The 14,235-nt window shown below is 48.9% G+C and carries 11 protein-coding genes; all 11 read right to left on the bottom strand.

The window, feature by feature from the left end:
* Positions 1–26: 26 nt before the first annotated feature.
* Complete coding sequence (gene accB, locus BBR47_RS13650) at positions 27–542, bottom strand: acetyl-CoA carboxylase biotin carboxyl carrier protein (protein WP_015890983.1); 516 nt, start codon at positions 540–542, stop codon at positions 27–29.
* A gap of 230 nt (positions 543–772) precedes the next feature.
* Positions 773–1,420 carry a TetR/AcrR family transcriptional regulator gene (locus tag BBR47_RS13645; RefSeq protein ID WP_041749409.1) on the bottom strand — a complete coding sequence of 216 codons (648 nt, stop codon included), beginning with the start codon at positions 1,418–1,420 and terminating at the stop codon, positions 773–775.
* A gap of 80 nt (positions 1,421–1,500) precedes the next feature.
* Positions 1,501–2,403, bottom strand: coding sequence for a M15 family metallopeptidase (locus BBR47_RS13640; RefSeq protein WP_015890981.1), 903 nt, complete (start codon positions 2,401–2,403; stop codon positions 1,501–1,503).
* A 94-nt stretch (positions 2,404–2,497) separates the two neighbouring features.
* The gene (locus BBR47_RS13635; RefSeq protein ID WP_015890980.1) at positions 2,498–4,075 is read right to left on the bottom strand and encodes a glutathione ABC transporter substrate-binding protein; all 1,578 of its coding nucleotides are present in this window, start codon (positions 4,073–4,075) and stop codon (positions 2,498–2,500) included.
* A 96-nt stretch (positions 4,076–4,171) separates the two neighbouring features.
* Positions 4,172–5,143: a peptide-methionine (S)-S-oxide reductase MsrA gene (msrA, locus tag BBR47_RS13630; RefSeq protein ID WP_015890979.1), complete on the bottom strand. Its 972-nt coding sequence runs from the start codon at positions 5,141–5,143 to the stop codon at positions 4,172–4,174.
* Between the two features lie 152 nt (positions 5,144–5,295).
* Complete coding sequence (locus BBR47_RS13625; protein WP_015890978.1) at positions 5,296–6,675, bottom strand: M20/M25/M40 family metallo-hydrolase; 1,380 nt, start codon at positions 6,673–6,675, stop codon at positions 5,296–5,298.
* Positions 6,676–6,695: 20 nt separating this feature from the next.
* Complete coding sequence (locus tag BBR47_RS13620; RefSeq protein WP_015890977.1) at positions 6,696–8,711, bottom strand: S9 family peptidase; 2,016 nt, start codon at positions 8,709–8,711, stop codon at positions 6,696–6,698.
* A gap of 5 nt (positions 8,712–8,716) precedes the next feature.
* On the bottom strand, positions 8,717–10,516 hold the full coding sequence (locus BBR47_RS13615) for a S9 family peptidase (protein WP_015890976.1): 1,800 nt from the start codon (positions 10,514–10,516) through the stop codon (positions 8,717–8,719).
* Positions 10,517–10,596: 80 nt separating this feature from the next.
* Positions 10,597–12,225 (bottom strand): peptide ABC transporter substrate-binding protein, encoded by a 1,629-nt coding sequence (locus tag BBR47_RS13610; protein WP_015890975.1) that lies wholly within the window; start codon positions 12,223–12,225, stop codon positions 10,597–10,599.
* 36 nt (positions 12,226–12,261) lie between these two features.
* Entirely contained in the window at positions 12,262–13,209 is a 948-nt protein-coding gene (locus tag BBR47_RS13605) for an ABC transporter ATP-binding protein (RefSeq protein ID WP_015890974.1), read from the bottom strand.
* Positions 13,210–14,229 (bottom strand): ABC transporter ATP-binding protein, encoded by a 1,020-nt coding sequence (locus BBR47_RS13600; RefSeq protein WP_015890973.1) that lies wholly within the window; start codon positions 14,227–14,229, stop codon positions 13,210–13,212.
* Positions 14,230–14,235: the final 6 nt, after the last annotated feature.

Below are 14,235 nucleotides of genomic sequence, written 5' to 3'. Positions count from 1 at the left end.
TAGTCCTCCCCTTAAAAGCTGCACCATTACGCTTGCTTCACCAGGAACAACGGCTGTCCATGCTCAACCAACTGACCGTTTTCCACCAAGACTTGGACAATCTCTCCTTTTACTTCTGCTTCAATCTCGTTAAACAGCTTCATGGCTTCGACAATACAGACAATGGTCGTTGGCTCTACTCGATCATTTACGGATACGTATGGTGCTGCGTCAACGGCAGGTGCAGCATAAAAGGTTCCGACCATAGGTGAAGTGATTTTGTACAAGTTTTCTGTCACTTCTGCCGATTTCTGAGGTGTTTCCACTGGGCTTGTTGTGACCGGGCGCTCAATCGCTTCTTTTTTAGGCAAAAGGACAGCAGGTGCCGCCGTCACGATTGGCGTGCTTTTGGTTTGTACGGGGGGCTGATGCACAACTGTGACTGGATTCCCATTTCTTCGTTTGATACGCAAAGAAGAATCTTCGTCATTTACCTCAAAAGATTCTATGTCTGTCTGCTCTAATAGCTTCACAAGTTCTCGTAATTCGTAAATGGTAAGCACGACTATTCCTCCCCTATTCCGAATCTGACTGGAACAACCTCACGAACCGACTATGATGATTGCGCAAGACCGACCAGTTGGTCTTGTCGATATTATAGCAAATGTCAGAATACTAGTACAGACCAACTAGTTGGTCTGATCGAAGGATTATATAAGGGACCATCAAGCGACTATGCCCCTGTCTCCTATCGAAAAGCTTGAGTGTAGCCGCATGATCCTTGTTAGCATCCCTACAATGGATGGAAGGGATTTTCTTGAGATTGCAGGAAAAAACGTTGGAACGCCGGGTTTTCCATTGATTCTGATTTCAAAACAGAATGAAGAACCATATCTGCATAAATATCCGCAATTTGCTCGATTGAGTACGTCCCTGACTTTTGATACCATTTGTAAATCCAGTTCACCATGCCAAAAATAGCCATGGACACAATCGGCACTGGCAGCTCCGGGCGGAACTCTCCTGATTCGATCCCGTCCGAAATGACGGTGAACATGATTTGTTTATAGCGATCCCGTTTCGTTTCAATATCTGTGTAGTACTCTGGAGCTAAAAACAAGCTTTCCTGATAAAAGATCGTAACCTGCGAGCGGTATAGATCAATCATCATAACGAAGGATTTTACGATGGCTTGCAGACGTTCTGTTGGGGTATCCCACTTCTCGTAAGCTTCCTCCGCTTTTTCCAGCACATACGTAATAAATTGATCATGAATGATGTAGAGGAGTTCATCTTTTGATTTGAAGTTGTGATAAAATCCTCCCTTTGACGTGCCGCTTTCTTTCACAATTTGATCCACAGTCACTTTGTGGTAGCCATTTGCTTCAAACAAGCGCATGGATGTTTCAATAATACGTTCTCTGATTGATTTTTCGACCATTATCTTCACCCGAGAACATTATAGCATAACTACATAGCAAAAACGCCGATTCTCTTCGGTACGAGATCGGCGTTGCTTCTTTAATTCGATGGTGTGGAAACAGGTACGGCACCTGAATATTCTTCGAGCGTAATTCCTTTTTCTCCGATTTCTTGCGCGATCTCGCCACCTACATAACGCAAATGCCACGGCTCATAAATATAGCCCGTAATCGCGTCTTTTCCCTCTGGGTAGCGGATGATAAATCCGAACTTCTCGACGTTTTCATCCAGCCACTTCGCTTCCTTGGTTCCGGCAAAGCAGCTCGTTGCCGCACATTTGCCATCCTTACCAGAGACGTCAATCGCGAGTCCCGTCTCGTGCTCACTCGTCCCAGGAACGGCACTGTAAGTCCGTGCTTTCTCCACGCCGTCTTTTTTTACATAGCGATTAAACAGCGCTTTCTGGTAGGCGTGGGAGCGATAGGCAGATACGCCAGCCAACTGGACACCGTCAGCCTGGGCTGCCGCAAATAACTGCTCAAGCGCACCCGCTGCTTCTTTGCGCATTTTGCGTTTCTCGCTCTTTTCCGGGAGCAAGTAAGGAACATTTGGAAACACTAAATCATTTGGCTGATAGTTCTCTGGAAGCTTGCGTTGTTTGTTCACCAGTACAGCAACACTCTCTGGCTCACCCACAACCTCTATGTCCGGAAACGACAACTCAGGCGGCTGACTAGCTGACGGCTTTTCTGCTGGCTTCGTTTCCATTGGCTTCGCTTTCTGGGGTTGCTCCGGTTGTTCTTGCTTTGGTGTTTCAGCAGATGGAGGCGTGGTCTCCTCCTTTGGCTTCTCTGCTTCTTTCTTTGGAGGAGTTGGCGACTCCGTGGATGGTGGTGTCTGTGGTTCTTGTGGAGCAGCTGTACTGTTACACCCAGACAACACAAATGTCAATGCCGTTACGAGTACAAGCGGATGCAAAAGTCGGTGTCGAAAACTTCTCATTGTAACGTTCCTTTCGTTTTGGAGCGGATCCAATTATGTCGGTAAAAAGTACGTACCTATTATGACATAATTGATAGGCTTTTCGTTACATGTTTTATTGAGAAATCACGACCTGATCGAGATTCAGGTAACCCGCTGGACTGATGGAGAAGCCCTGAATATGGTTACTAATCACAGCCAAATTCTCCAGATTGCGAATCGGAACAACCAAAGCATCTTGCAGCTCCACTTCTTGTGCTTTTGCGTAGATGGCGAGTCTTTTTCCAGGATCAGTTTCGACCCGGCCAGCCTCGATGAGACGATCCAGCTCGGGATTGCTATATTGAAAACTGTTGCCCGCCCCTCCACCTGATGTATGAAACAAATTGTACTGATTATAGTCGGCATCCCCGGTTGCATTTCCCCAGCCACTGACAAAAATCTCATGCTCCTTCGTTTGCTCAATGGTTCGGACGAAGTCATCGTAGCTGACGACTTTTAGCTCCGCGTCGACGCCGATTCCTTTTAATTGCGACCGTATCACTTGGGCAACCAAGATTCGATCCCGTCTGTTGTAGGTAATCATATGAATGGGAAAACCATCTGGATAGCCCGCCTCTGCGAGCAACCGGCGCGCTTGGTTGATGTCGTACGGGTAGCTTTTCACTGTTGGACTGTAACCGAACACTTGCGGGCCAATCGGTGAGTTCGCCTTTGTTCCCACATTGTTATACACCCCTTTAATGATCGCTCCCGTCTCGATCGCCATACTGATGGCCTTCCTCACACGGATATCATTCAATGGTGGACGTGCTACATTAAATCCGATAAACTCCGTCCCGAGTGCATCGCTGCGGTACACACGCATCTGGTTGGATGCTTGAATTCGATCCAGCTCCATGACAGGGATGGACTCTGCAATATGTGCTTTACCATTCTCCACCATCGCGATGCGAGCCGCATCATCCGGAACAACCTTGAAGACGACATGATCAAGCGTAGCGGCTTCGCCCCAGTAGGACTGATTTTTGCTCAACGTGATTTGACTGCCATGCTCCCATGATTGAAACCGATAAGGGCCAGTACCAACCGGATGCTGCGATAATTCCCGCCCGTATTTATCGATTGCTGTAGGGCTGATGATGCTCCCCTCATGACTGGCCAAAATAGAGAGCAATGGTGCAAATGGTTTGTGAAGAATGATTTGCACTTTGTACGGATTGATGACTCTTACCTGCTTTATTTTATCGAACATGGCTGCTCGAGGAGAAGCCACCGCCGGATCTAATACACGATCAAATGTTTTCTTGACCGCCTGTGCTTGAAAGGGAGTCCCATCGTGAAAAACAACGCCTTGTCGGAGAGTAAACTCCCAAGTAAGATCGTCGATTTGCTTCCATGCCGTTGCCAGCTGTGGCTGAATGTTCATGTTCCGATCTCGTTTGACGAGCCCTTCATACACTTTTCCTTGGATAACACTCGCCTCATTGATCGTCAAGATAAAATGGGGATCGAGATTTGTGGCATCCGACATACGTACAATGATTAACGTCCCACCCTCGGCAACGTTTGGGGGAGTCGGTGCGATTTGATTGTTGTGCGGCGGCTCCTGACCGAAAGAACAGCCTGCTAAGACCATGATTGCTGCGAGTAACAGTCCAATTCGTCTGTGTAAGGATGTCTGTGTATACATTGGACCCTCCCTGCATGCTCGTATGTTTCCCTCGTTGTATGTGTAGCAAAAAGACCGCCCTTCTCCCAAGTTTCCCAGAGAGTGGCGGTCCACACTCTATTCTTTTTCGAATAATCGCTTAAACTCCCCGAAGCCTTCTTCCTCCAAGCGATCCTTCGGAATGAAGCGCAATGCGGCTGAATTGATGCAGTAGCGCAATCCATTTTCTCCAGGACCATCCTCGAAAACGTGGCCGAGATGAGAATCTGCCTCTTTGCTGCGAACCTCTGTCCGAATCATATTATGTGTCAAATCAACATGCTCAGTTACGTTTTCCGCTTGCATGGGCTTGGTAAAGGATGGCCACCCGCAGCTGGAATCGAACTTGTCCAAGGAACTGAACAAAGGCTCGTTGGAGACGATGTCTACGTAGATGCCCTCTTCCTTGTGGTCCCAGAATTCATTCGTAAACGGACGTTCTGTCCCGTTATTTTGCGTCACCTCGTACTGAAGCGGGGTCAAGATTTTTTTCAATTCTTCTTGCTTCGCACGGTCGCGCCATGCTTCCTTGGTGAATTTCGCTCTGCCTGATGCCGCCCGATAGTATTGGTAGCGGACCGGATTTTTCTTATAGTACTCCTGATGATAATCCTCCGCCGGATAGAACGGCTTGGCTGGCAAAATTAGCGTTGCAATAGGCTTTTGGAAACGACCACTTGCATCTAGCTCTTGCTTGGATTTTTGCGCAAGCCTTTCTTGCTCTTCATTATGATAGAAGATCGCTGGCGCATACGATTGACCTCGGTCACCGAATTGACCACCAGCGTCAGTCGGGTCGATTTGTCTCCAAAACATCTGCAGCAATTCCTCGTAGGAGATGAGCGACGGATCATAGGTGATTTGGACCGCTTCATAGTGTCCCGTCGTATCAGAGCATACCTCTTCATAGGTTGGGTTTTCGACATGACCGCCTGTATAGCCGGAGACGACTTTTTGAATGCCTGGCATCTTGTCAAACGGACTGACCATGCACCAAAAGCATCCGCCTGCAAAGGTTGCGATTTCGAATGGATGTGTATCGCTGTTCACGCATTTCGCCTCCTGTAGATATATGTACACTTTCCTTTACGATTGTACATGGTTTGCAAAAGCAAAGTCCACTCTGTAAGTGCTGCGAGGAGGGTTCCAAATTGAAAAGGAGACCTTTTTACACGAAAGGTCCCCTTTTCGCTATTTGGTTGCTACTTAGACAGCGCTTTGGCAAATCCAGAGAGCATGACAACCATATGGGCAATTCCTTCCTCGAAGTCCTTCAAACGGATGGATTCGTTCGGCGCATGTACTTTGCAGCCAACCCAACCTACCCCTGTACTGACAACCGGAAGCTTCAGCTGTTCACCGAAAATATACATCGGACCTGTGCCTGCGGCGTTTGGCGAAAGCACTGGCTCATGATCGTAAATGACGCGAGCCGTATCCAGTACGTGAGTAACAAATGGATGATGGAAATCGGAGCGATACGCTTTTTGTCCGTTGATCATTGTGACGGTAATATCCGTAAAACCATGCTTCTCTAAATGATGCTCGATGCAACTCATGATGTGCTGTGGATCTTGTCCTGGGACAAGGCGGCAATCCAGCTTGGCCTTCGCGCTTTTTGGCAGAACTGTCTTCGCGCCCTCTCCAGTATAGCCGCTATCCAGACCGCAAATGGTCATGGTCGGGTGAAAAACCATGGCTTCTCGTGGGTCCACTTGGCTTGCTGCGGTAATCAGTGGGCGTTTCAAACCGTATAGCGCTGCTGTCGCCTCTTCACTGAACGGCAATTCGGAAACGACTTTCTTTTCATCCGCTGTTGGTTCCTCGATCCCATCAAAGAAGCCTTCGACCAGAATCTCGTTTTGCTGATTTTTCATCGTCGCCAATGCCTGTACGAGGCGCCATGCTGCATTGTCTACATACGCACCGACAGAGGAGTGCATGTCGATCTCTGCCCCAACGCAGGTCAGCTCTAGGTACGCCATTCCTTTGATCCCGGCAACCATGCTGATTCGCTCATTTTCGTCTTTCCCACCAAATTCCCAAATGCAGGCATCCGCCTGGAAAAGCTCCTTGTACGCTCGGAGATATGGCTCCAGATTCGGGCTGCCAATCTCTTCTTCTCCTTCGATCAGGAACTTGATGTTGCAAGGCAAACCGCCTGCCTGCTGCTGCAAAATCTGAATCGCCGTCAGACGCGCAACGAGGTCACCTTTATTATCGGCAGCACCACGCGCATACAGCTTTCCATCGATGATCGTCGGGTCGAACGGCTCCGTGTTCCACTCATGAAACGGTTCAGGTGGTTGAACATCGTAGTGATCGTAAAAGAGGATCGTTTTGCTGGCGTCTCCCTCACTGCCTGCTGCAAAAAACGCATACACGACTGGATTGCCGCCAAGATTGTCAAGTACCTTTGTCTCACCGCCAACCTCATGAATCATTTTGACCACGTATTCAACCGTTTCTGGGATGGCCTTATGCTGTGCGGATACGGTAGGAAAACGCAAATATTGCTTCAGCTTCTCGATTGCATGCGGCAAATTTTCTTGCACGATACTTAACACTTGTTCTTTGTTCACAAACGGGCACCTCCTATTGGCTATTCGACTTTCTCTTTTTGGTGTGCAACCAAATAGCTGTCAAACCAATCTGTCGTATATTGCAGTCTCAACACGCGTTGCTCGGGATCACCACTGCGGGAAAGCTCATGACTGGCACCCGGGAAACGAACAAACGATACCGGAGCCTTGCCTTGATGCTTCAATGTTACATAGAGCTGCTCAGCCTGTTCGATTGGGCACCGGTAGTCATGTTCGCCATGCATGATCAGCAGAGGCGTCTCGATGTTCTCCACCAAACGAATCGGTGAATGCTGCCACATTTTTTCCGGATTCGTGAATGGATTTGCCTGAATCTCCTCCGCAGTGAAGAAATAACCGATATCACTGACACCGTAAAAGCTAACCCAGTTGCAAATACTCCGATCGGTTACGCCCGCTTTGAATCGATTGGTTTTACCGACGATCCAGTTCGTCATGAAGCCACCGTAGCTACCGCCTGCGACACCCAAGCGGTCCTCATCGACAAAATCGAAATGATCGCATGCAAATTGCACGGCCGTCATCAAATCGCGGTAATCATTCCCTCCATAGTCACCGCAGCATGCCTGAACAAAATGCTCTCCGTAGCCAAAGCTCCCTCTCGGATTCGTATAGAGTACGGCGTAGCCTTTTGCAGCGAGCAGCTGGAACTCGTGGAAAAACGTATTTCCATACAGGGAGTGAGGTCCGCCATGAATTTGCAGAACCATCGGGTATTTTTTTCCTTTTTCAAAACCGACAGGCTTGAGCATCCAACCGTGCAGCTTCCAGCCATCCTTTGCGACAAACTCTATTTCTTCTGGAACAGGGAGCTCCATGCCCGCAAATAGCTCTTCGTTCAGCGCTGTTAGACGTTTTTCTTCTCCGTCCTTCAAACTTACTTGATACAGGTCGCCTGGGGTAGACGGATCACTGATGGCAGCAACTACCGTTTGTTCGTTTTCATGCAGCGAAAAGCCGTAAATATTCCGATTGCCCGTTACAACAGTCGTGACTTGACCGTCCAGCGTAACGTGATAAATGCCAGAATTTCCTCGTTCGCTGGCGATGAAATACATGCCTCTTCCGTCTGCTGTCCACACAGCACCTGGATTCGGGTGACCTGGCGAGCGCATGTCTCCGATGGTGGAATCGCCAACCTGAACGTCCCAATTCGCTGTGATGCAAGAATAGTCACTCTTTTCAAAATCATATACCCAGATGCGCTTCTGTGCTGCGTACAAATGCGTGTCCGATTCACTTCCGATATACGCTAGCTTCTTACCGTCAGGTGACCAGGTCGGATAGGCAAAAATCCCTTTGCTGTTGGTCAGCTTTTTCCATTCTCCCCCTTCAGAAGGAATGATAAAAACGTCAATACCATGCTGAAAATCAGGGTCTTCTGAACGATTCGCCGTAACGGCGAGCCATTTTCCATCCGGCGACCAGGAGCCAATTGTATGATTGTATGGGCCATCGCTGAGTGGAGTAACCTCGCCTGTTTCTACATGAACAATAGCCAGCTGTTTGTTTTTCTCGTAAATGAAACCAAGATCATCGGATTTGTACTTCATTCTCCCGACATGAATGGCTTTGGCCTTTTCTTTCTCCTCAGCTGCTTCCAGGTCTGCGAATGTTTCTCCCTCATCCAGGATCGACGAGAAGACAATGTATTTGCCGTCAGGTGACCAAGTCGGATTGCTGACGCCGTTTTTGCAACGCGTGAGCTGCCTAGCCTCTCCTCCGTTTGCATCGATCAGCCAAATCTGTGGTTTTCCAGATCGATTCGAGACAAAGCTAATCTTTGAACCATCAGGCGACCAACGCGGGTAGGTATCGCGGGAGCCAGATGTCAAGGGCAGTGGATCATCTACATCCAATTTTCGTAAATACAAGTGATTTTGATAAGCGTGGGACTCATCGATTTGATTTTCTACATAGGCAAGCGTTTTTCCGTCTGGTGATAGCTGCGGATCACTCGCGTACCGCATTTGATACAAATCTTCAGCCGTGATGCCTCTTTTTGCTTGCGTCATGCTTATCACTCCTCGATTTTATTGGTGGATGCGAGTTGCTCCAAAAAGAACTGGGAAATCTTTTGATTCAACGTGATGTGATTGTCCAGCTTTTCGGTAAAGTGACCTTCATCTTCAAAGATGTGCAAATCGACTTCTTGCCCCCTGCCTCTCATGTCTGCTACGAGCTGTTCTGCTTCACTGACAGGAACACGCGTATCATTGCGCCCATGGAATACGAGAAGCGGGGCCGTGATCTTATGCGAATGATTCAAAGGAGCAATTTCTTCAAAAAAGTCATCGTCTTCGCCGAGGAACCCATACTCCACCTCACGCAATCTCCTTCTCCATTCCCCGGTGTTCTCCAGAAAGGTTTTGAAGTGAGAAATCCCCACAATATCAACACCCGCGGCCCACAGGTCAGGGTAATGCGTAAGCGCAGCCAGTGTCATGAAGCCTCCGTAACTGCGGCCCATGATGCCGATCGCATTCGGGTCAACGCTTGGGCGGTTGCCTAAATCTTTGACCAGCCACGCCAAATCTGCTACAGAATCCATCCGCTTGCGGCGATCATCGAGCTGGACATATTCCCGACCATAGCCCATACTGCCGCGAACATTCGGTGCAACCACCGTAAAGCCTTCGTTCGCCAAAAATTGAAAAACAGGATGATACTCCGGTCGAATTTGGCTCTCTGGCCCGCCATGGACGTAGACGACGACTGGTTTTTTCTCTGCAGGTTCGGATGTATCTTTGGCATAAAGGAAATACGGCACTTCCAAGCCATCAAATGAATGAAACGTGCATAATTCCGGCTCGATGAGTTTATCCTTCAGAGCAGATTGACCAATGTTTGTTACACGTCTGCTGGTTTGCTCCGAAAGGGTGTACGTCCAGATATCACCTGGTAGTGTAGGACTTTTCAACGTATAGGCGAGCTGATCATCATTCACCCACGCCAAGGAAGAGATCACACCACGTGGTGCTTCCTCTACCCGCTTCCAGCTTTGTTCTGTCAAGGAATAGAGGGCAAGAACGGAGTAGCCTCCTTCATTAATCGTGAAGGCAAGAAACTTCTCATCTGGGGATAATTGGGTCGCCTCCATGTCCCATTTCGGGTCGTGCACCAGTTTATCCAGCTCTCCTGTACGGAGTGAAAAGCGGCACAACGCTTTCGTATTATCATCGCGGTCGGTTACGAGATATCCCGTTTGGCCGTCTTTAGACAGTACCAAGGAATGATAGCGCGCATGTTTGTTGCATATGGAGAGCTTTTGTGCTTCCTTCGTCTGTAGATTCAACAAATACAGGCAATTGTCAATGTTGGTCTCCTGCACGCTGAAAATGAGTCCTCTCCCATCTGGCAGCCAGCCGATTGGATCGGTGCGCCCATCGTAACGGAAGACTTCTTCATACGCGCCACTCTCGACATCCTGTACAAAAATATCAAAGCTGCGCGGGTTGCGACGATTGCTGGACCACGCGATCTTTTGCCTACAAGGTGACCAGCCACCCAAATAGTGAAAATAATCAGGAGCGTCTGTCAGCGGCTTCACAACTGCACCATTTTCCGTTAGCAAAAAGAATTGCTGCCGCTCGTCTCCCTTGTTGTCCATACCGACAATCGTTTTCGTACCACACGGGGAATGGTCAACTTCTACCACACGATCAGGCAAAAAGGTCACTTGCTCCGAGCGGTTGGACTCTTCATTCCAGCGCCACAACTGCGCGATACCTGTCAGCTTCGTTAAAAAGGTAATCTCTCTACGCTCCGGTACCACCTTCAATTGATACGCGGATTTCACTTGCAGATAGTCCAAAATCACGAGAAATCATCCTTTCCTGTTTTGCTGGATGTTCGTTGGATTATGTAAAGAGAAAAAAGAGGAGAAGCTCCTCTTTTTTTCTATTTTTTCGTTGCCCAGCGAGCGCTTGGGAACGCGTTGACTGGGAAAGTGAGACCCTCCAGATTCGGTTTCACCAAATAGTTTTGCTGGTAGTGGTAGACTGGCATGAACGGCATTTCATCCATCAAAACGGCTTCTGCCTGATGGAGCAATTCCATACGCTTGTTCGGGTCTTGCTCAACTTTTGCCGCCATATTCAACTGATCATACTCTTTGTTCACCCAACCCGTACGGTTGTTCGGGCTTTCACCCAAATAGTAGTCAAGGTTAAATGAAGGATCGTTGATTTGACCTACCCAGCCCATACGGCCCATTTGATAGTTCTTTTGTTTGGTTGTATCCAGATACACTTTCCACTCTTGGTTTGTCATTTTCACTTCTACGCCCAAGTTTTTCTTGAGCATTTCTTGGATCGCTTGCGCTATTTTCTTGTGGCTTTCATCGGTGTTGTACATGAGTGTAACTTCTGGCAGTGTGGACCAGCCTTCTTCTTGCATACCTTCAGCCAACAGCTTCTTCGCCGCTTCGTAATCTTCTTTGAAGTAGTCTCCACCCTCTTCGCGGAAGTCTTTTCCGTTTGGCTGCATCGCTCCACGCGGAACCATGGAGTAAGCTGGCGTCTCTCCACCTTGGCTTACCATTTCGGACAGCGCTTTACGGTCAAGCGACATGGCGAAAGCTTTACGAACCTTTTTATTCGTAAACGGTTCTTTTGTTACGTTAAACATGTACATGTACGTACCGTAGTAAGGAACGGATTTAAAGTCTGGGCTCGATTTTTCTTGCGCGAGGATGTCAGACGGCATCTCTTTGTTGAAGTCGAGCTCGCCACTCTTGTACATCTGATAAGCAGTCGTGGCATCGTTCACCATTTTCCAGGTGATCTTCTCCATTTTTACGTCCGCTTTGTTCCAATAATGCTCGTTCTTTTCTACCACGAGCTCAGAGTCATGCTTCCAGGAAACCAGCTTGTAAGCGCCGTTGGAGATGTAGCTGTCCGCATTTGCTGCCCATTTTGGATTCGCCTCTGCTTGCTTCTTGTTGATTGGGTGCCAGTAACGGGTAGCGAGCATTTTGTCAAAGTACGAGGTAGGTGCAACCAACTCGATTTCGAGCGTTTTTGCATCCACTGCCTTGATACCTACCTCTTCTGCCTTTCCTGTGCCCTTGTTGTATGCCTCTGCTCCTTTAATGTAATAGAGCAAGTAAGCCGTAGTCGAAGCAGTTGCTGGATCAAGATGCTTCATATACGTGAAAGCAAAGTCCTCGGCTGTCACTGGCTCGCCGTTTGTCCATTTCACATCATCGCGCAAAATGAATGTGTACTTTAGCTTGTCATCTGACAGCTTCACTTCCTTGGCTTGTCCCAAGATCGGATTACCATCCTTATCCTTGGTGTACAGACCTTCGCCCAAATGATCCATGATCCAGAAGGACGTCGTATCGGTTGACGTGAGTGGGTTCAAATCTGGCGGCTCAGACTTGGCATTGAACACAACCTCTTGTTTGGCAGCAGCGCCTGGGGTAGTGGTACCTCCAGTCGATGCTGACTCGCCACTACCGCCGCAACCAGCCAGAGCCGGAATGACGAGCGAGAGCGACAGGGCAAAAGCAGCTAATTTCTTCACGTTGTTTCCCCCTATATATTAAGATAGAAAATCGAACTACTGATAGAGATGACAAGCGACCCAATGGTTTGGTGCGGCTTCCTGCCATTCAGGAATCTGTGCCGCGCATTGCTCCATGGCCTTTGGGCATCTTGTTCGGAAAACACAACCGCTTGGAGCATTGGCAGGACTCGGCAAATCGCCCTGCAAGATGATGCGCTCCCGCTTGATTGTCGGATCAGGAATCGGAATGGAGGACAGTAACGCTTGTGTATATGGATGAAGTGGCTTTGCGTACAGCTCGAAGCTGTTTGCCATTTCTACCATTTTGCCGAGGTACATCACTCCGATTCGAGTGGAAATATGCTTCACCATAGACAGATCGTGGGCGATAAACAAGTAAGTCAGACCCCTGTCCTGCTGCAAGTCTTCCAGTAGATTCACAACCTGCGCTTGAATCGACACATCAAGCGCCGAAATCGGTTCATCCGCGATGATAAATTCCGGCTCGACCGCAAGTGCTCGGGCAATCCCGATCCGCTGCCTTTGGCCTCCACTGAATTCATGAGGGAATCGGTTCGCATGTTCCTTGGACAAACCAACCAGCTCCAACAATTCTTTGACCCGATCCGCTCTTGCACCACGGGACAAGCCGTGAATATCCAGGCCCTCCGCAATAATGTCCATGACGGTCATGCGCGGATTCAGACTTGCTTGCGGGTCTTGAAAAATCATTTGGACGTCGCGGTGGAACTGCTCTGCCTCTTTTCCTTTTAAGCGATGTGCATTTTTGCCTTTGAACAAAACTTCTCCATCTGTATTTTCATAGAGGCGAATCATCGTTCTGCCCAACGTCGACTTACCGCAGCCGCTCTCGCCTACTAGTCCGAGCGTCTCACCGCGATGAATGGTGAAGGTCACGCCGTCGACTGCCTTTAGCGAAATTCCATTCCCTATCTCAAAATGCTTTTTTAGATTTTTGACTTCAACCAACGCTTGGCTCATCTACGTCTGCCTCCCTACTGCCACCAGTTCTTCCAGCTTCGGTGCCCGTGGATCATGTAGCCAGCATGCAGCTTGGTGACCCTCAGTGAATGTGGAAGCGTCCGGCATTTGCTGCTCGCATATTTCCATCGCAAACTGACAACGTGGAGCGAACGGACACCCTTTTGGCGGGTGGAATAAATCCGGCGGTGTTCCCTCAATCGGTACCAGTCGTTCCTTTTCCACGCCATCGATCCGCGGCAGGGAGCGCATCAAGCCCCATGTGTACGGATGCTTCGGATTTGCGAAAATATCCTCTACCTTGCCTGTTTCCACCACAATTCCTGCATACATAACCACGGCCCGGTGCGCGATTTCGGCTACGACACCCAAGTCATGTGTAATCATCACGATGGAGAGTTGCTGCTTTTCCTGTAATTCTCGGAGCAAGTCCAAGATTTGTGCTTGAATCGTTACATCCAATGCTGTCGTCGGTTCATCTGCAATGACGAGCTTTGGATTATTGGCGAGTGCAATCGCGATGACGACACGTTGCCGCATTCCCCCGGAAAACTCATGCGGGTATTGATCCACTCGTTTTTCCGGATCGGGGATACCGACCAATCGCAGCATCTCCATCGCTTTTTTACGTGCCTCTTCTTTGCTAACCTGCTGAGTACGAACAAATCCCTCGACGATTTGGGCGCCGACCCTCATCGTCGGATTCAGTGCCGTCATCGGGTCCTGGAAGACCATCCCGATCTCAGCTCCACGAACCGATAGCAATTCCTTCTTACTCATCCCCGTGATGACTTTTCCGTCAAAACGAATCTGACCATCCACGATTCTTCCCGGCGGGTTCGGGATCAAGCCCATGATCGCTTGGGCGGTTACACTCTTTCCACAACCGCTCTCTCCCACTACCGCAAGCGTCTCGCCACGATCAACATGAAAGGTAACTCCCCGTACAGCCTGTACCTCTCCACCGTACGTTTTGAAATGTACGCGGAGGTTTTCTACTTGTAGCAAATGATCTGCCATGTCTGA

Source organism: Brevibacillus brevis NBRC 100599, from assembly GCF_000010165.1.
GTDB classification, from domain to species: Bacteria; Bacillota; Bacilli; order Brevibacillales; family Brevibacillaceae; genus Brevibacillus; species Brevibacillus brevis_D.
This window is presented reverse-complemented; position numbering and strand designations above follow the sequence as displayed.